This is a genomic window from Hephaestia mangrovi, from assembly GCF_019880555.1.
GTDB lineage: Bacteria > Pseudomonadota > Alphaproteobacteria > Sphingomonadales > Sphingomonadaceae > Sphingomonas > Sphingomonas mangrovi.
This window is the reverse complement of the sequence record NZ_JAINVU010000002.1, coordinates 355,536-373,514: the sequence shown is the minus strand read 5'-3', so window position 1 is coordinate 373,514 and position 17,979 is coordinate 355,536. Positions and strand designations below refer to the sequence as shown.

At 64.7% G+C, this 17,979-nt stretch carries 10 protein-coding genes; all 10 read right to left on the bottom strand.

Annotated elements, in window-relative coordinates:
• Nucleotides 1-24: 24 nt before the first annotated feature.
• The 10 genes from K7G81_RS05695 to K7G81_RS05650 all read right to left on the bottom strand — a co-directional run bounded on the left by K7G81_RS05695 (nucleotide 25) and on the right by K7G81_RS05650 (nucleotide 17,767).
• Nucleotides 25-417 (bottom strand): response regulator, encoded by a 393-nt coding sequence (locus tag K7G81_RS05695; protein ID WP_223030144.1) that lies wholly within the window; start codon nucleotides 415-417, stop codon nucleotides 25-27.
• A 67-nt stretch (nucleotides 418-484) separates the two neighbouring features.
• The gene (locus K7G81_RS05690; protein WP_255586650.1) at nucleotides 485-2,704 is read right to left on the bottom strand and encodes an ATP-binding protein; all 2,220 of its coding nucleotides are present in this window, start codon (nucleotides 2,702-2,704) and stop codon (nucleotides 485-487) included.
• A gap of 277 nt (nucleotides 2,705-2,981) precedes the next feature.
• A complete protein-coding gene (locus tag K7G81_RS05685) occupies nucleotides 2,982-4,301 on the bottom strand; it encodes an EAL domain-containing protein (protein WP_369412040.1) in 1,320 nt (439 codons plus the stop codon).
• A 541-nt stretch (nucleotides 4,302-4,842) separates the two neighbouring features.
• Complete coding sequence (locus K7G81_RS05680) at nucleotides 4,843-6,345, bottom strand: efflux transporter outer membrane subunit (RefSeq protein ID WP_255586649.1); 1,503 nt, start codon at nucleotides 6,343-6,345, stop codon at nucleotides 4,843-4,845.
• Complete coding sequence (locus K7G81_RS05675; protein ID WP_223029774.1) at nucleotides 6,342-7,955, bottom strand: DHA2 family efflux MFS transporter permease subunit; 1,614 nt, start codon at nucleotides 7,953-7,955, stop codon at nucleotides 6,342-6,344. Before K7G81_RS05675 ends, K7G81_RS05680 begins: the two co-directional genes overlap by 4 nt.
• A 1-nt stretch (nucleotide 7,956) precedes the next feature.
• Nucleotides 7,957-9,099, bottom strand: a complete 1,143-nt coding sequence (locus K7G81_RS05670; protein ID WP_223029773.1) for an HlyD family secretion protein — start codon at nucleotides 9,097-9,099, stop codon at nucleotides 7,957-7,959.
• Complete coding sequence (locus K7G81_RS05665; RefSeq protein ID WP_223029772.1) at nucleotides 9,096-9,731, bottom strand: CerR family C-terminal domain-containing protein; 636 nt, start codon at nucleotides 9,729-9,731, stop codon at nucleotides 9,096-9,098. Before K7G81_RS05665 ends, K7G81_RS05670 begins: the two co-directional genes overlap by 4 nt.
• A gap of 107 nt (nucleotides 9,732-9,838) precedes the next feature.
• Complete coding sequence (locus K7G81_RS05660) at nucleotides 9,839-11,308, bottom strand: flavin-containing monooxygenase (protein WP_223029771.1); 1,470 nt, start codon at nucleotides 11,306-11,308, stop codon at nucleotides 9,839-9,841.
• Between the two features lie 58 nt (nucleotides 11,309-11,366).
• Nucleotides 11,367-15,596, bottom strand: coding sequence for a translocation/assembly module TamB domain-containing protein (locus tag K7G81_RS05655; RefSeq protein ID WP_223029770.1), 4,230 nt, complete (start codon nucleotides 15,594-15,596; stop codon nucleotides 11,367-11,369).
• Nucleotides 15,596-17,767: an autotransporter assembly complex protein TamA gene (locus tag K7G81_RS05650; protein WP_439649525.1), complete on the bottom strand. Its 2,172-nt coding sequence runs from the start codon at nucleotides 17,765-17,767 to the stop codon at nucleotides 15,596-15,598. Before K7G81_RS05650 ends, K7G81_RS05655 begins: the two co-directional genes overlap by 1 nt.
• Between the last annotated feature and the right edge of the window lie 212 nt (nucleotides 17,768-17,979).

Sequence of the window (17,979 nt, the reverse complement as noted above, 5' to 3'; positions counted from 1 at the left end):
TCCTGATAAAGTCCGCCGCGGAGATCAGCCGATCATCCCGCCATCTTCGGCACCGCGCGCGAGTTGGCGGCCGATCGCATCGAACAGCGAATCCATCGCCACCGGCTTGAACAGCACCTCGTCGGCGCCGGCGGCCAGGCACCGCTCGCGCAGATCGGCGGCGGTATCGGCTGTCACCACGATGATCGGCAGCTTGGCCTTGGCATCATTGCGCGCGCGAATCCGGCGAATCGCCTCGAATCCGTCCATCCCCGGCATGCGTAGGTCGACCAACAGGATATCGAAATTATGCTCATCGATCAGCGCGAGTCCACGCTCGCCGCTCTCGGCCTCCGTTAGTTGCGCGCCGGCGACATCGAGCATGTCCTTGACGACACGCCGATTCATCGGATCATCCTCGATGAATAATACATTCATCATCGTTCAGCCGCGGAACCTGCGGTTCGTTTCGCTCGTGAATTCATTGCCGCCGCCCTCTATCGACTCAAGCGGCGTCGGATACAAGGTCGCTATCGCCGCCCTCGTCTCCATTCGTCTCAATCGCCGGATACAGGGCGTCGCGCAGGGCTGGGCCGGCGATCGGCTTGGTCAGCACGTCGCCGATTCCACTGGCGGTAATCCGCTCGGTCTCGTCCGGCTCCGCTGCTCGCCACAACAGCACCGTCCGAATATCCCGGGCATGGTCAACCGCAACCTTGAGCGCCGATGCCCAATCGTCGCCCGCGGCTCGCACCGTCGCCTCGTCGAACAGCGCCAGCGCGATCCCGCCCGCCGCAAGCCGCTCGGATACCTCGTCGAGCGACCCCGCGAACACCACATTTCCTGCCCGCTCTTCCAGCAAGGCGCGGAGCATTGAGCGCGTGATCGGATTGCGGTCGACGATCAGCAGCACGTCTTCCGCCTTGCCTGCTCCCTCGTCGTCAGACGCCTCGCTCGCTTCGACGAGTGGAAGATCGACGGTGAAAGTTGTCCCTTTACCCACGGCACTTTCGACCGAAACATCACCGCCCATCGCGCGCGCGAGGTTTCGGCAAATCGCCAGGCCCAGGCCGGTGCCGCCGAAGCGCCGCGTGGTGCTGGCGTCGGCTTGACGGAATGATTCGAACACCTCGTCCAGTTTCTCCGGCGCGATGCCGATGCCGGTATCGCCAACGGCGATCCGCACCATTTTTCCTGTGGCGGTATCGGTGGTGTTGCCGCTCAGCGTGATGCGGCCGTGTTCGGTGAACTTGATTGCGTTGGAAAGCAGATTGAACACCACCTGGCGCAGCCGCGCCGCGTCGCCCATCACATGCGCGGGGCAATCATCGAGCGCGAGCACGAACTCGAGCCCGCGCTCGCGCGCCTGATCCTGCCAGATCCGCGCGACGTCGGTCAGCACCGCGCAAACATCCATCGGCGCCTGCTCGATCGTCATGTTCCCCGTCTCCATCTTGGCGACGTCGAGGATGTCGTCGACCAGCGCGCGCATCGTCACCCCCGCCGAATGGACGACGCCCAGCCGGTCGCGCAGGTCAACGGCGAGCTTGGGATCGGCCAGCATCACCTGCGTCATGCCGAGAATACCGTTGAGCGGCGTTCGGATCTCATGGCTGGTCGTCGCCAGGAACTCGGTCTTGGCGGCAAGCGCCTTGGCCAACGCGTCGTTGGTTTCGGCGAGCGCATCCTTGGCGGCCCGCTCCTCGTTGCGGCTGCGGCGGATCGTGACGATGCCGAACACCAACATCGCGATGACGATGATCGTGACGCCGCCGGCGGAGATGAAGATCAGCCGGACGGTGCGGGCGTGCGCGCGTTCGTAGGTGATCTTGCGCTGCAGATCCTGGGCTTCGAGCTTGGCGATCTTGAGGTTCTGATTGGTATAATCGAACCGCGCCGCCATCAGCGCATTGTTCGTCGACGCAGCCAGGCTCGCGGCCTGGTCGTCGAGCCTCTTCAGCGCCTCGAGATGCTCCAGCGCCAGGTCGTCCCGGCCAAGCTTCTTGTAGATGTCGTAGGCAAATTCATGGGCGTCTCGGTCGTTAAGCATAGCCGATTCGCCGCTGTCGGACGAAAAGGACTTCCGGATCGCCGCTTCGGCGCGGACCAGATCACCCTCACGAAACGCCGCAGCGGCGCTGATCGCATAGAGTTGTGGCAGCCAGCCATCCGCCTTGGAGGCCGCGCTCAGAGCAAAGCCCTGATGCAATACGCCCTCGGCCGGCTTCAACGCACCGCCGAACACATTGTTGAGCGCCATATTCACCAGGACGGTGAGTTGGAGATTCGTGCTTTTCAACCGCTTGGCGAGTACCAGCGCAGCACGATATTCGGCGTCGGCCTCGCCGTAGCGCTTGAGATGAAAGAGCGTGTTGCCGTGATTGATCCGCAGATAAACTGTTAGACTAGGATCGCCCTTATATGTTTCCGAGGCTTGCGCGTCGTATTTCAATGCGTTCTGCAAATCGTTGGCATCGCGATAAAGCGATGCGATATTTTGCAATGCGATGGCTTCACTCCGCGCATCACCAAGCCGTCGAAAAATATCATAGGCGCTGTGATAATCGCGCAAAGCATCGGCCACGCGCGCGCGTGCCGTATCCAGATTGCCGCGTGACATCAGGATATCGCCCCGCAGCTTCGTTGCGTTGTCGTCCCCGCCGATCAACTTGAAGGCGCTGCCGAGCAACGGCTCAGCCGATTGCGGATCATTGAGACGAAGCAATGCCTCGCCTTGCAGCCAGCGCGCTTTGGAAAGAGTCCGGCGCTCCTCCGGCGAGACGCGACTACGCGCGAGTTTGCGATCGATCGATCGCGCCTCTTTTAGAACGCGTCCTGGATTGGCCCCCATCGCCTTTTTGATCTGATCGAGCTGTTGTCCGAAATCACCTTGAGGGGCGTGTGTACCCGGCTCGGCGACAGCGGGGGGCGAAATCACCACAAGGGCAAACGTGATCAACGCCAGCGGACCTACGCGTCGCCACCATTTCGATGGAAACCAGCTAGGCACGTTTCCAGAAGCTCGCCGGCTGATTGAAGGCACCTTTGGTGGGCGCCGAATGCGCGATCGGCAGTTCCGCCGCCAGGAATTCGAGCAGCACGTCGAAAGGTACCGGCCGGCTGATCAGAAACCCCTGCACCATGTCGCAGCCCATCACGCTCAGTAAAGCCAGCGCCGCCTGCGTCTCGACGCCCTCGGCGGTCACCTCCATCTCCATCGCGTGTGCAAGGTCGATCGTGGAACGGACGATCAGGGGATCGCGATTGCTGCTCGTCAGCTGGATGACGAACATCTTGTCGATCTTCAGCTCACGCGCAGGAAGCTGCTTCAGATAAGCGAGCGACGACAGCCCGGCCCCGTAATCGTCGATCGCAATCGGCACGCCGATCGCCGCGATCTCCCGCAGATGCGCGATCGCCGTCTCGGGGTCGCGGATCACCGACGTCTCGGTGATCTCGAACCCGATTTTGCCATTGGCGGTCCGAACGCGATGGCACGCCTCGGCGATAAACCCGGCATCGTTGAGCAATTGCCCGGAAATATTGATGAAGATTTCCAGATCGTGGCCTGCCGCGGCAAGGCGACGCTGATCCGTAATCACCTGATCGAGTGTCCATAAAGTCAGGTCGGCGATAACCCGCGCCTCTTCCGCCGCGGGAATGAAATCGCCGGGATAGATCAGCCCCCTTTCCGGATGCCGCCAGCGCACCAGCGCCTCGACGCCGGTCACCTCCTGGCGGCGAACGTGGAGCTTGGGCTGATAGTGAAGGCACATTTCGCCACGCGCGATCGCCCCGGCCAGATCCCGGTTCAACCCGGCGCGGTCAAGCGAGCCGGTCGCATCGTCGAGATCGTAGATGACGATTCGATGCTCGCGCCGCGCGACCGCCGCCGCCGCCTCGATCGCTTCGGCAATACGAACTTCATCCGCTACCGCCAGCCGGCAGGCCACGCCGGCCAGGGCGACGTCGAGCCGATATCCGCACTCCGCCGACTCAGGACTTGCGGCCAGACGCTTGAGCGTCAGCTCCAGAGTGGCGTCCAAAGCCTCCCGGTTATCGCTTTCGAAACCGAATTCGAGGCTTGCCCGCCCTGTCGGATGTATGCGCGCCGCAGGAAGAAGCGATGAAATGCGCTCGGCAACCTCGTCGATCACCTGCGCGGCTTCGGTGACGCCCAACAGGCGTCTAAGTTCCGAGAAATTCGTGATCTCGACCGTGCACAGAAAGGTCCACGCCATCGGCTTGTTGCCGTTGGTCGAATTAGACGCCGTCGCTTGGCTGCGAATACGGCCGAAGTGGACGGGCCGGCGCTGGCGCACCGGCGAACGCTCGGCCCGCACCGTCGGGCGAACTGGCGGCAAATATCTGTCGTCCCCGGCACCGGCGCGCCGAAACGCTGCATCACGACGCTGAGGCCGGAAGGAAGACGCGCGAGTCATGCGCCCCTCCCTAGGTCAACGATGTTGATGAACCCTTAAGGATACCGACGGTCCCAAAGCGGGATCGGCACGTCAGTCGATTCGTTGCCTAATGCTTAATTTTGCTTTAATAATCGGCAACGCTCTCGCGAGCGTGCTAAGGGAGAAACGACAATGATGATGCTGCTTTTCGGGGCTGGACACCCCATCGAAGTCCACCCCTGGTAATTATATCAGGCCAGCTCGGATCGCGCTTTCCCCTTGTATTGTAAGGGGAATTATGCGATCCGGGCTGTTTTGCCGATAGGCGTTCGACGATTATCGGCGTGCTTGCACAGCCATGACTATTGACCCGATTCGATAAGCGAATCGGGTGTACCATTATGGGCTTGATGCCGCGCCTTTCGTCAGGCAGCGGCATTTTTATTTTATGGAACGGGCGTCACTTGCCCGTGTCTGAGCTCGCAGCATCGGCTTGCCAACCGCCGCCCAGCGCCTTGAACAAGGCAGCGGTATATTCGCGCAACTGCGCGTCGCTCATCGCCACCTGCTCGCGTGCCTTGAGCACATCGGTCTCCGCATTCAGCAGCGAATCCTGCGCGACGAAGCCCGTCCGATATTGCGCCTCGACCGATTTGGCGGTCTCTTCGCTATCGGCGAGCGCCTTATTGAGCGTGGCATTGCGCCGCCGCTCGGTATCGATCTGCGCCAGCGCATCCTCGACGTCGCGCAGCGCGCCGAGCACGGTCTTGCGATAATTGAGATACGCCTGCTCGCGATCTTCCTTGCGCATCCCCACCGTCGCCTTGCGCCGCCCCCAGTCGAGCAACGGAAACTGTACCGCCCCCGTCCCGGTCAATTGCAGACTGTCGCCGGTGAACAGGTTCGAAAGCGCCGAGGAGATCAGCTGCGCCATCCCGGTCAGGTTGAACTTTGGATAGAGGTCCGCGACCGCCACGCCGATGTCCGCCGTCGCCGCGCCGAGTTGCCGCTCGGCCGCCCGCACGTCGGGGCGCCGGCGCAACAGATCGGACGGCAGCCCCGCCGGTACCGACGGTACCGGCGCCATCGCTGATGCCGGCGCGGCAAGCTCGGCGGTCAGCGTCTCGGGCGCCTCGCCGATCAGGATGCCGAGCGCATGGCTCTTCATCGCGATATCAGCGTTGATCGGCTCCAGCGTAGCGCGAAGGCTGGTGATGCTGGCGTTCTGCCGTGTCACGTCAACATGCGGCGCCAGACCGGCCTCGGCAATATGCGCCGCGATCTGCAACGCCCGCGTCTGCCGCGCGATTTCCTCATTGACGATGCGCGCGCGTTCCTGGTCGGCCCGCAGCGCGAAATAGGCATCGGCGACCTCGGCAGCCAGCGTCACCGCCGCATCGCGTCCGTTCCACACTGCGGCCTCTTTGCGCGCCCGCGCCGCCTCGACGCCGCGGCGCGCACCGCCGAACAGATCGAGCTCCCAGCTCGTGTCGAACCCGGCCGAATAGGTCGTGATGCCGTCGCCCGGCAGTGCGACCCCACCGCTCGATGACCCGCTGCCGGATTCCGATCCACCCCCGCCGAACTGCTTGGCCAGCGACGACAGGCCGGCGTTCTTCGAGAAATGGATGTAGCTGACATTGGCCTGCGCATCGAGCGTCGGCTTGCCCTGCGCCTCGGCAACGATCTCCGCGAGCCGCGCCTGGCGCACGCGCGACGCGGCGACCTGGATGTCGGGATTGCCGGCCAGCGCGCGCTTGACCAACGCGTCGAGCTCGAGATCGCCATAGGCTCGCCACCATGTCGCCGGATCGACCTCGGCCCCCGGCGGAGGCGCTTCGGCCGTCGGCCCCTGATAAGACACCGGCACCGCCATCTCGGGCGCGTGATAATTCGGCCCGACGGTGCATGCCGTCATCAGCGCCAACGGCGCGAGGCCGGCGAGCAAGCGTTTTGCGGTCAATGTCCCATTCCTCCTCCACCCTGCCCCTTCTTGGGCGGGCGCATCAGCAACGCGACCGGAGACACGATCAGCACGACGATCATCAGCGCGTGGAACACGTCGAGGAACGACAGCATCGCCGCTTGTCGCTGCACCTGCTGGTAGAGCACGGCCAGCGTCGTCGGATCGGGGATCGCGCCCGGCTGTCCGCTGCCGCCGAACATCGGCGCAGCGTTCTGGATCCAGTCGGTATAATTGGGGTTGAGCGGATTGAGCTGCTCGACCAGCACCGATTGATGCACCTGCAATCCGTTGGCCAGCAGCACTTGCGAGAACGAGATGCCGACGGTGCCGCCGAGATTGCGGAACACGTTCAGCAGGCTCGATGCCTGCGCCGTCTTGCGCTGCGGCAGCCCGACGTAGGCGACCGCATTGATCGGGATGAACAGGAACGGCAACGCGATCGACTGGTAGAGCCGCGCCATTGCCGCATCGCCGAACGAGATGTCGGCGGTCAGCCGCGACATGTTCCACAGCGCCGCTGCCTGGACCAGCAACGCCGGGAAAAGCATGAACCGCACATCGATCTTATCGGACAATCGTCCGGCGATCGGCACCGCCACCAGCGTTGCGACGCCGCCCGCGGTCAGCGCCAGCCCGGCGTCGAGCGCGCTATAGCCCAGCACCTGTTGCAGCATCTGCGGAATCAGCTGCGTCGTGCCGAACAGGATCATGCCCGTCGTCGCCATCACCAGGATGGTCAGCGCGAAATTGCGGTTTTTGAGCAGCGACAGGTCGACCACGGGTTCGTCGTGGTTGAGTTCCCAGAACACCAGGGCGATCAGCGACGTGGCCGAGATGATCGCGGTCGTCACGATCATCCCGCTGGCGAACCAGTCCTCGCGCTGCCCGCGATCGCAGGTGATCTCCAGAAAACCGAGCCCCAGCGCGACCAGCAGCACGCCGATATAATCGATGCGGATGCCGCGCTGGTAGAGCTGCCGCCGCTCTTCCTTGATCGCTTCGGGCTCGTCGACGAAGATTTCGGTGAGGCCCAGCGCGATGATCCCCACCGGCACGTTGATCAGGAAGATCCAGTGCCAGCTCGAATGCTCGGTGATATAGCCGCCCAGCGTCGGCCCCAGTACCGGCCCGACGATCACCACGATAGCGAAGGCGGCAAACGCGACGCCGCGCTTCTCCGGCGGGAAGGTGTCGGCGAGGATCGACTGCTCGACCGGCGCCAGCCCGCCGCCGCCGATCCCCTGAAACACCCGGGCGAGCACCAGCGTCGTCAGATTGGGCGCCATCCCGCACATCAGCGAGGAAATCGTGAATAGCGCGATCGAGATCATGAAATAGCGTTTTCGCCCGATCACGTCGCTCAGCCATCCCGAAATCGGGATGACGATCGCGTTGGCGACGAGGTAGCTGGTCAGTACCCAGGTCGCTTCGTCGTTGGAGATCGACAGGCCGCCGGCAATATGCGCCAGGCTGACGTTGGCGATCGAGGTGTCGAGCACCTCCATGAAGGTCGGCAGCGAGATGATCACCACGATCAGCCACGGGCTGTATGGCCCTGCGGCCGATCGCGTCGGCGTCCAGGTATGCGCTGCCGCAGCGCTGGCCACGTCAGCGCACCTTGACGGTCGGCACTACGGACATGCCCGGGCCGATCGGATATTTGCGCGGATCGGGCCCGTTCTTGGTATCGAATTCGATCCGCACCGGCACGCGCTGCACGACCTTGACGTAATTGCCCGTCGCGTTCTGCGGCGGCAGGATCGAGAAGGCCTGGCCGGCGCCGCGCTGGATCGAATCGATATGCCCCTTGAAATGGACGTCCGGATAGGCGTCGACCTTGATGTCGACCGGCTGCCCGATCCGCATTGCGGCGAGCTGGGTTTCCTTGAAATTGGCCGTCACCCACATGTGATCGGGCACGATCGCCATCAGGTTCATGCCCGGCGCGACATAAGAACCGAGATTGACCGAGCGATTGACGACCTGCCCGGCAACCGGCGCGGTCAACCGGTAATCGCCGAGATTGACTTGCGCCTGCTTGGCTTGCGCCTGCCGCGCGGTGATCATCGCCTGAGCCGCCGTCACCTGTTTGCGTGCCACCGCGATCTGGGCATCGGCGTTGTCGATCTGTTGCCGCGCCGCGGCAGCCTGCGCCGCGGTCGAGCGGGCCTGCGCGCGCGCCTGGTCGAGCTGCTGCCCGGCGACCGCATTGGGGTCGATCGCCTGAAGGTGTTCGTAACGCGCCAGATCCTGCGCCGCCTTCTGCGCGTCGGCGAGCGGTGCCCGCGCCTGCGCCTGTGCCTGGTCGCGCGCCGCGATCGCCGCGGTCACCTGCGCCTCGGCCTGCTTTTCCTGCGAAATCGCCTGCTGCACGTTGGCGCTCGCTTCAGCGAGCTGTGCTTCGGGCGTGGACGGCCGGATCACCGCGAGCAGCCGCCCCGCCTCGACGTGGCGATTGTCGACATCGGCGACCTGGATCAGCGTGCCCGAAACCTGCGGCGCCAGCCGCACGACATGCGCATCGACGAACGCGTCGTCGGTCGATTCATATTGCCGCGAATGCAGCCAGTAGAGCAGCGCGCCGACCGCGATCACGGCGACGACGACGATCAGGATGATCCAGAATTTGGGCGTCCTGAACAACGAGGTCTTCTTCTCGTTGTTGCTGTTGTTGTCGTTATCGTCGCTGGCACCTTCGCCGTCATGGCTGTTGGCTGCGTCGTCGGTGTCGCGGTCCTGATCCTCGCTCATTGCGGCTCCTGTCGTTCAGCGATCAGACGGTCGAGAATGGCATCGGTATTGGCGGCGATCCGCGCGCGGACCTCGGCGATCAAATCGGGTGCATCGACCGGCCGCTCGAACAGCCGCGCGCAGGTCGCGCGCGCCGCGCGCATCGCGAGCACCTGACCGAACAGCGTCACGACCGCGACACTGGCGACATTGCGGTCGCGGCGTCCGGTGGCGATGCATACAAGCTCGACCAGCATTTCCATGAACCGGCCCATCGGCCCCGCATAAATGCGATCGAATGCTTCGGTCGGATTCATCTGCTCGCGCACGATGAACATCGACCAGGGCGAGGTCTGCGTGCTCGTCAGTTTGTCGATCATCCGGCCGAGCACGGTCTGGATCACGGCGCGTGCGGCTTCTGGCGTCTCCGGCAGTCCAGCGCGCTCGAACTCGAGCCCCTTCCCGACATCCTCCATCTGCTGCGCGATATAATCCGCCGCGGCCAGATAGAGCCCTTTCTTACCGCCGTAATGGTAGGTGATCGACGACATCGCCGTGCCCGCGGCCGCGGCAATACCGCGCGTGCTCGCGCCTTCGAGGCCCCTTTGCCCGAATTCGCGAACCGCCACTTCCAGGAGTTTGTCGTGCGCCATCACCCGCGCCCCTAGTTCGTTCGAACGAACGGGGCAAGGTCTTTCTTTCTGTGGGATAAACGCGGTGCGCTGCGTGCTCTAACGCGATCGCGCGCGGCTGGTTCCGATCAGGCCGCGCGCCGCTCCTTCGGCACGGGATTGGAGAATTCCATCTCGCGATCGACCGAGCCGAATTTGAGCGCCATCAGGTCGCGCGCATAATTCTGGTTGAGCTTCCACGGCTTGCGGTTGCCCTGCTTGGGGAATTTATCAATCGCGCGCCGCACATAGCCCGACGAGAAATCGAGGAACGGCACCGGCTCGATCTCGCCTTCCGCCACGCGCGGCGTCGCCTGCCGCATCCCGCGCTTCTTCATCGCGTTGAGCAGACGGCAGACATAAAGCGCGGTAAGGTCCGCCTTCAGCGTCCACGAGGCATTGGTATAGCCAAACGCCGACGCCAGGTTCGGCACGTCGGAGAACATCATCCCCTTGTAATTATAGCTGTGCGCGAGATCGACCGTCCGCCCGTCGACGCTGAACGCGACATCGCTCAGCAATTGCAGCTCGAGCCCGGTTGCGGTGACGATGATGTCCGCCGGCACAGTTTCGCCGGATGCTAGCGCGATGCCTTCGGGCACGAACCGGTCGATCTGTCCGGTCACCACCGACGATTTCCCCTCGCGAAGCGATGCGAACAAGTCGCTGTCGGGTACTAGGCACAACCGCTGATCCCAGGGATTGTAGCGCGGCGTGAAGTGCGTTTCGACGTCGTAATCGGGGCCGAGTTCGTCGCGCACCATGCCGATCAGCCGCTCCTTCACCTTGGCGGGCTGCTTGCGGGCGCGATTGAAGAAATAGATGCCGAACAGCACGTTGCGCCAGCGCACGATATCATAGGCGATCTTGCCCGGCAGGTGCCGCCGCAGCCAGTTGGCGAAGCGATCCTCCGCCGGCCGCGACACCACATAGGTCGGCGAGCGCTGCAGCATCGTCACGTGCGCGGCCTGCTTGGCCATTTCCGGCACCAGCGTCACCGCCGTCGCCCCGCTGCCGATCACCACGACGCGCTTGCCGGCATAGTCGAGGTCTTCGGGCCAGAATTGCGGATGGACGATCTGCCCGGCGAAATCCTCGCTGCCGGCGAAATCGGGCGCATGTCCCTTGGCATAATTGTAATAGCCCGAGCACATGAAGAGGAAATTGCAGCTGAACCGCACCTCCTCGCCCGACGCGCCGGTCGCCGTCACCGTCCAGGTCGCCGTCTCGGTCGACCAGCTCGCGGTCTTGACGTGGTGGCGAAAGCGGATGTGCCGATCGATCGCGTAATGCGCCGCGGTTTCCTTTACATATTTCAGGATCGCCGGCCCGTCGGCGATCGCCTTGGCCTCGGTCCACGGCCGGAACGCATAGCCCAGCGTGTACATGTCCGAATCCGATCGGATGCCCGGATAGCGGAACAGATCCCATGTCCCGCCGATGTCCGCGCGTCCTTCCAGGATCGCATAGGACCGGTCCCGGCAATGCTGCTGCAGATGATATGCCGCGCCGATACCCGAAATTCCGGCACCGACTATGATAACGTCGAAATGCTCCATGGGCCTCGCATCCTCTCACGATACCCAATATTCGATTTCAAAACGCAACGCAAACGGATCAATAGTTCTTCTTATAGCGCAGGCTGACGCTCGATCCGCCGAACGACCCCGCTTCGGAAAGCGCGCTCAGCGCCTTGGTCAGCGACACCTCCAGCTGCGTCGCGGTGAAGCCGCGCGCGTCGGTGATGATCGAGACGTAGATGTTGTTGGTGATATATTTGCCCGCCGAAACCGCAGTCTCGCGCCCGGTCGCCTGATCGGCGCCCAGGATCTCCAGCCGGTCGATCCCCGTCGCCGAGCGCAGCTTGCCGAGCGGGTTTAATCCCCCGCCCGATCCGCGCAGCGAATTGAGCGCCGCGGCGAGCTGGATCGCCTGGATCGCCGACAGATTCTCCGGGCTGTCGCCGAACAGCAGCCGGCTCAACACCTCGTCCTGCGGCAGGGCCGGGGTCGAGGTGAACTCGATCTGCGGTTTCTGCGCGGTGCCGGTGATGTTGATCACCGCATCGATATCATTGACGCTGGTCGAGGCCGAGATGTCGAGCGTCGGATCGGTCAGCGCGCCGCCTTCGAAATGGACGATGCCGTGATCGATGTCGAACCGTTTGCCGGCAAACGAGTAGGTGCCGCGCACCACGTCGGCTTCGCCCGTCACCCGCGGCGCCGCGGTGGTGCCGCGGACACGCAGGTCGGCTTTCCATTCCGAATCGAGGCCCATGCCCGAAACGAACAGCTCGTTGTCGGCATGGATGCGGATGTTGAGACGGAACAGGCCGATCGGCGCCGCCTCGGCTTTTTGCTGCTCGCTCTCAAGCGGCTGCCCCTTGCGCCGTATGCCGTCCAGCTCGGGCACATCGGCCGATCCCTGCCGGACGATCTGGTAGCGTGCCTCGGGGATCGAAAGATCGCCGGTGATCTGCCCGCCCGATTTGTCGTGATGAATCTTCAGCGTGCCGGTGGTCGTCGCGGCCAGCGAGTCACCGCGCGCCAGCCGGGCATTGTCAAAGGTCGCCGTCACGTCGATCGGGAAGCCGCTCGCGGCCGCCAGCCCGACCGACCCCTGCGCCTTGAGCGACCCGTCGCCCGCCTTGGCGCTCAGGCTGGTCAGCTCGAACCGGTCGTTGTTGAACCGCCCCTGCACCGCCATACTGGTCAGCCGCGTGCCATAGGTCTCGTTCTCATAGGTCAGATTGTCGGCGCGGATCAGGCCGTTGACTCGCGGCGCATTCAATTGTCCCGAGAAATCGGCGGCAACCGCGATCGGCCCGGTCAGTTGCTGGTTGGCCAGCCCCGACAGCGAGAACAGCACCGCCGCCGGCCCGTTGTAGCGGATGCCGCCATTCAGCGGGGCATTGGCCAGCCTCGTCGTCCAGCTTTCGCCACCGCCGAGCGGCTGCATCGTCGCCACCAGGCGGCCGATCGCGGTATCGCCGCGCTTCACCAGCGCGCGCACGTCGGCGCCGTTCGATTGCAGCGCGCCTTTCAGCGTGATGTCGACCGGGCTCGAAACGGTCGAGATGCTCGATCGCGTGAAGTCGTTAATCGTGATCAGCGCCTGAGCGTTGGGCGTGCCGCCGCCCTTGGGCATCGAGAAATCCATGCTGCCGGTCGCGACGCCGCCTATATCCAGCCCCGATACAAAGGCGTTGACGATCACCAGGTCGAGCCGGTCGAGCCGCGCCTGCACCGTCAGCCCGTCGCCATATTTGCCCGCGACGCGCAGCGTGCCGCGATCGAATTCGATCCGCGTCGGCGCCAACTGATAGCTGCCCTCGGCCTTCACCACGCGCGCCGGGTTGGCGGTGCGAAAATTGACGCCGGCCGCATTGCCCTCCAGCGCGACCAGCCAGGCATGCGGCGCCAGTTGGCCGTTGGCCGAGATGTTGAACGGCACCCCGTTCGATCCATTGGCGACGAGCTGCGCAGTCCCCTTGCCACCGTGATAATCGATCTTGGCGCGCGCCTTGGCGATCGCGGTCGGCCCGTAATGCAGATCGGCGACCTGCACGTCACCGGTGACCGCCGGTGCGTTCGGGTACATCACCACGGTCGCGTTGACGAGCGCGCGGCCGATGGTGAAATCGACCTGCCCGGGAATCTTCGCGTTATAGCCATGCGCCGCGATGTCCGCCCGCTGCACGCCATCCTGCGCGCCGAGCTTGACGTTGCCGCTCAGCCCCGATCCGGCAAAGGCAAGATCGCCCGCGAACGGCCCCGCCGCGGTCTGCTGCACGCGGCCATGGAAATCGACTCCGGCGAACAGAAGCTTGTCGACGTCCACCGTCAGCGCCTTGCCCGGCCGCAGCGTCACATCGGCGCTGAACGGCCCGTAATCGGTATCGCCCGTGGCGATCGCGGCATAGGCGCCGTTCGCGCCGCGCACATGCGCTTCGAGATTGGCGAGCCCGACGCCGAGCCCCGGCCGCGGCGCGCGTAACAGCACGTCGGGATTGGTGGCACTTCCCGTCACCCGCGCCGTCAGCGGCCCGTATTTGGTCGAGAAGGCATCGGCGTTGACCAGCAGGCGGCCGTCGGCATCATATCGCCCGCTCCCCGATGTCACCCGGAATTGCGGGGCGTTGAGCCGCAGGTTGGAGAAGCTGATGACCCCGTTCGTGTCATAGGCGAGGTCGGTCGAGACCGTTGCGTTGCCGCCGAGGAAGCTGCGCGCGCCCGAATTGAAGATCTGCGAGGTGCGCGCGACGACATGCCCCTTGATCCCCCAGCCGCCATTGGCGCCGGGAACCAGATTGGCGTCGGTCACGACATTGATCACGCCGATGCTGTCCACGCGGTAGTCGTTGACCCGCCCCTTCAGCGCGCCGGTGTAGCGCCCGGTCGCCATGTTCGCGGCGATGATCGCGGTCGCGTCGATCTTGTTCGATTTGAGGTGGAGATTGTCCGACAGGATCGTGCTGCCGTCGATCGCTAGGTCGCCGTTGATCGTCACATTGTCGAGCAGCCCGCCGGCCGCGGCGTTCAATCCCGTCACCCGCGCCGCGCGCGCGTTGACTGGGATCAGGATGCGGTTCGCATTCACCTTCGCCTGACCGGTCGCGTAGAGCCCTTCGACCGCAATCGTGTCGATCCCGATCGAGGCCGCCCGGATCACATAGCCGACGCTGGGCGTGGCGAAGGCGCCGTCGAGCGTCAGATGCGCCGCGGCGTCCTTCGCGGTCATTTTCGGCGCCACTGCGCCCGGCGTCAGCAGCCGCGCGTCGACCTGGAAATTGCCGAACCGGCTGTTGCCGAGGTCGAGCAACCCGCTGGCATCGACCGCCAACGCGCTCGATCGCAGCGTCAGCCGGCTGTTCGCCTGCCTTTGGTTGAGCGTCGTATCGAGCGCGATGTCGAGCCGCGGCGCCGTCAGCCGCGCAACCGCGCCGGCCATGTACAAGCCGGGATGCGCATTGCCACGCACTTTGAACGTGCCGTCACGCGCCGCCAGCGTCAGGTCGGCAAGCGATTGGCCGCCCAGCGTCGCCACTGCCTTGCCGTTCCACGCCTTCCAGTCGCCAGTGCCGCCGATCGATACGGTAATCGGCTTCTTCACCCCGCTCAGCCCCGCGACGATCCCGTCCGCCGGCGATCGCAATTGTGCATCGATATCGAGCTTGTTGTCGTCCGGCACCGCGTCGAGCTTGAACGCCAGCCGGTCGCCGCCGACCACACCAGCGCCGCTCAGCGCCGCCGCATTGGCGGTGATCTGCGCCCGGCGGTCGGCGATATGCGCAGCGCCGTTCAACCGCACGACGCGCTTCGCGCCCGATACCGGCGGCTCGAGCACCAGCCGGTCGACCGCCAGTCGGTTCACGTCGATGTCGATATTGGGCAGGATCGGCTGGTTGGGCTGGCTTGGCGTCGCCTTCAGCGCCGGGTTGCGCGTCATCACGATCAGCCGGCTCGTCGCCGAGCGCACGTCGATATGGTTGTTGATGAACTTGAACGGCCGCCAGTCGACATCGATCTCCGGCGACATCAGGAACACGCCCTTGGTGTCCCTCACCCGCACGTCCTTCAGCACCATCGCGCCGTAGATCGAGCCATCGATCCGCCCCACCGAGATATTGAGGCCGGATGCCATCGTATAACCGGCAATGCGATTGGCGACGAACCGCCGCCCCGGCCCGGTGTTGAGGCCCAGCAGGATCAGCCCGACCAGCGCGATCAGCGCGACGATCGCGATCCCGATCCATTTCAGGATACGTTGCCACGGCGGCCGTCGTTCGACGACGGTAACCTCCTCGTCGCGCTCCTCGGGCGGCGTCGGCACCGGGTTCTCGACCATCAGAAGGCCTGTCCGATCGAGATGTAGAGCGCGATCCGCCCGTCGCCCTTGCGCGGGTTGAGCGGCGTCGCGACGTCGATCCGCAGCGGACCGAAATTGGTGTAGAGCCGCCCGCCGATGCCGGCGCCGAAATGCAGGTGATCGAATTGCGGCATGCTGCTTTCATAGGCGTTGCCGCCATCGAGGAACGGCACGATCCCGTAATTGCCGAAGCGATAGCGCGCCTCGATCGAAAATTCGTTCAACGATCGCCCGCCGATCGGATCGCCGTTCGGATCGAACGGCCCGAGCCGCTGATAACCATAGCCGCGCACCGATCCGCCGCCGCCGCCGTAATAGCGCCGCGACGGCGCCAGCGCGTTGCGGTCGATGCCGAGGATCGAGCCGGCCCGCGCCCGCCCGGCCAGCACCAGATTGTCCATCACCGGATAATAGCCGGTCGCCTCCACCATCGTCCGCGCATAGGGATGCACCGCGCCCTGCACCGAGGTTTCGGGGCTGAGGTTGAGCTTGAGCCGATAGCCCCTGGTCGGATTGAGCAAATCGTCCGAGCGATCGAACAGCACCTGCCCGGGCAGTGCCAGGATGCCATAGGTACGCCGCACCCGCTCGCCTTTGTCGAAATCGTAGACGCTCTCGTTGGTGCCGACCAGCTCGGCGCCATAGGCGTAGGTCAGTTTCTTCTGCCACAGCGGCGTCGAATCATAGGCCCAGCGCACCGATAGCGTGCTGGTGAACGCGTCATAGGCGTCGTAATTGTTGTGATCGAGCGCGAGGCCGAGCGAGAAGGTCTTGTCGCGCCGCCCGGCATTGGATCGCCGGAAGGTCGCGCTCGCGCCCTGTTCCTGGCTGCCGGCGGTGCCGGTCAGGATCAACGCGCCCTCGGGCGGGAACAGGTTCCGATGGGTCCACGATCCTTCCAGTTTGAACCCTTCGCCGGTCGAATAGCCCGCCGTCGCCGCCAGCGTCCGCGGCGGCCCGGCCACCTGGCGCACCTGAAGGTCGGCGATCTCGGTCCCGTCCGGCCCCGGCTCGCCGGTCTTCACCGGCCGCACCGAGGCGGTCGAGAACAATCCGGTCGCGACCAGCGCCTTCCTCAGGTCGTCGACCTCGCGCACGTCGTACAAGTCGCCCGGCTTGAACCGCGCCAGCAATGCGATGTGCTTTTCGCTGAACACCGGATTCTTGCCGCGCAGCCGGAACGCCCCGAAGCTTGAGCGCGGCCCGGTATCGACCGGCAGCGTATAGTCGCCGGTATAGGTTTCGTCGTCGAGCACGATATCGCGCGTGCCCAGCTTGGCGAACGGATAGCCCTGCTGCGGCAGCACCAGGCTGACGTTCGCCTCGGCGCCTTCAACCTTCGCCGCCTTGATCGGCTCGCCGGTATGGAGCGTCAGCGCGTTGCGGATCAGGTCGTCGGGCACCGTCGGCTGCGCATCGATCGCGATCGTGCCTAGCCGGTACAGCTGCCCTGGCGTCGCCGACACGATCACGCGAACCCGCCCCGGCTGGTTGGGCTCGCGCTCGATCGTCGACAGCGCGGTCGCGTCGTAATAGCCGATCGAGCGCATCAGCCGCACCGCCAGGCCCTCGTCCTGCTTGGCGCGCGCCTCGACCATCGTGCCGTTCTCGGCCTTGCCCTTGCCGTCATAGAGCGCCGAAAGATCGTGGAACTGGTCGTCGAGCCCGATCGCGTTGAGCCCGTTGACCACCACGTCGTAATTCACCTGCGGCGTCTTCTCCGCATTCTCCTGGTCGGCGACCGTCTGCAGCGGCACCGTATCGAAGGTCGATAGCGGCTGCAGCGGCTGTTGCAGCTCGCCCGATGCCGCTTGCTGTTCCTGGACGATCGACTGGTCCTGCTGCTCGACATCGACCGACGGCTGCTCGCTGTTCGCCTGGCCGGTTGCGGTGGGCAGCGGCGAAACTGGCAGCAGCGGGCCGTTCTGCTGGATCGGCTCCAGCGGCGCCTCGATATCGTCGGTGATGGGCGGCAGCGCGGCATCGAACTGACTGTCCGGGATGACCGGTTGATCGCCCTTGGGATCGGCCGGCTGGGCCGGCATCGCCTGCTGGTCGGCCTGAGCCTGATCGCCGCCCTCCGACGGCACCGGTGGTGGCGTCGTATGGGTATCGATCGTCTGGGCAAACGCGGCCGCAGGCACCAGCATGGTACCGGTTACAATCGCCCATCGAAATGCGGTCAACGCTCGCACGCCCGCTTGGTCTCCTCCCAGGCCTGGCCGCGAACGCAGCAAACCCCTCGTTCCACACGAAACGATCGGGCCGCTCTTTTGCTCCCAATCGCTTCGAAACGCCCGGATTCCATGCGCGCGTGAACCCGGTCAGCCGCCCGTTGGTTGACTGGACATCCACCGAGCGA

What these genes read in the sequence shown, in the direction of transcription:
- K7G81_RS05695 (WP_223030144.1), bottom strand. Translation starts at nt 417, where the DNA reads ATGAATGTATTATTCATCGAGGATGATCCGATGAATCGGCGTGTCGTC.
- K7G81_RS05670 (WP_223029773.1), bottom strand. Translation starts at nt 9,099, where the DNA reads ATGAGCGAGGATCAGGACCGCGACACCGACGACGCAGCCAACAGCCAT.
- K7G81_RS05665 (WP_223029772.1), bottom strand. Translation starts at nt 9,731, where the DNA reads ATGGCGCACGACAAACTCCTGGAAGTGGCGGTTCGCGAATTCGGGCAA.
- K7G81_RS05660 (WP_223029771.1), bottom strand. Translation starts at nt 11,308, where the DNA reads ATGGAGCATTTCGACGTTATCATAGTCGGTGCCGGAATTTCGGGTATC.
- K7G81_RS05655 (WP_223029770.1), bottom strand. Translation starts at nt 15,596, where the DNA reads ATGGTCGAGAACCCGGTGCCGACGCCGCCCGAGGAGCGCGACGAGGAG.
- K7G81_RS05650 (WP_439649525.1), bottom strand. Translation starts at nt 17,767, where the DNA reads ATGCTGGTGCCTGCGGCCGCGTTTGCCCAGACGATCGATACCCATACG.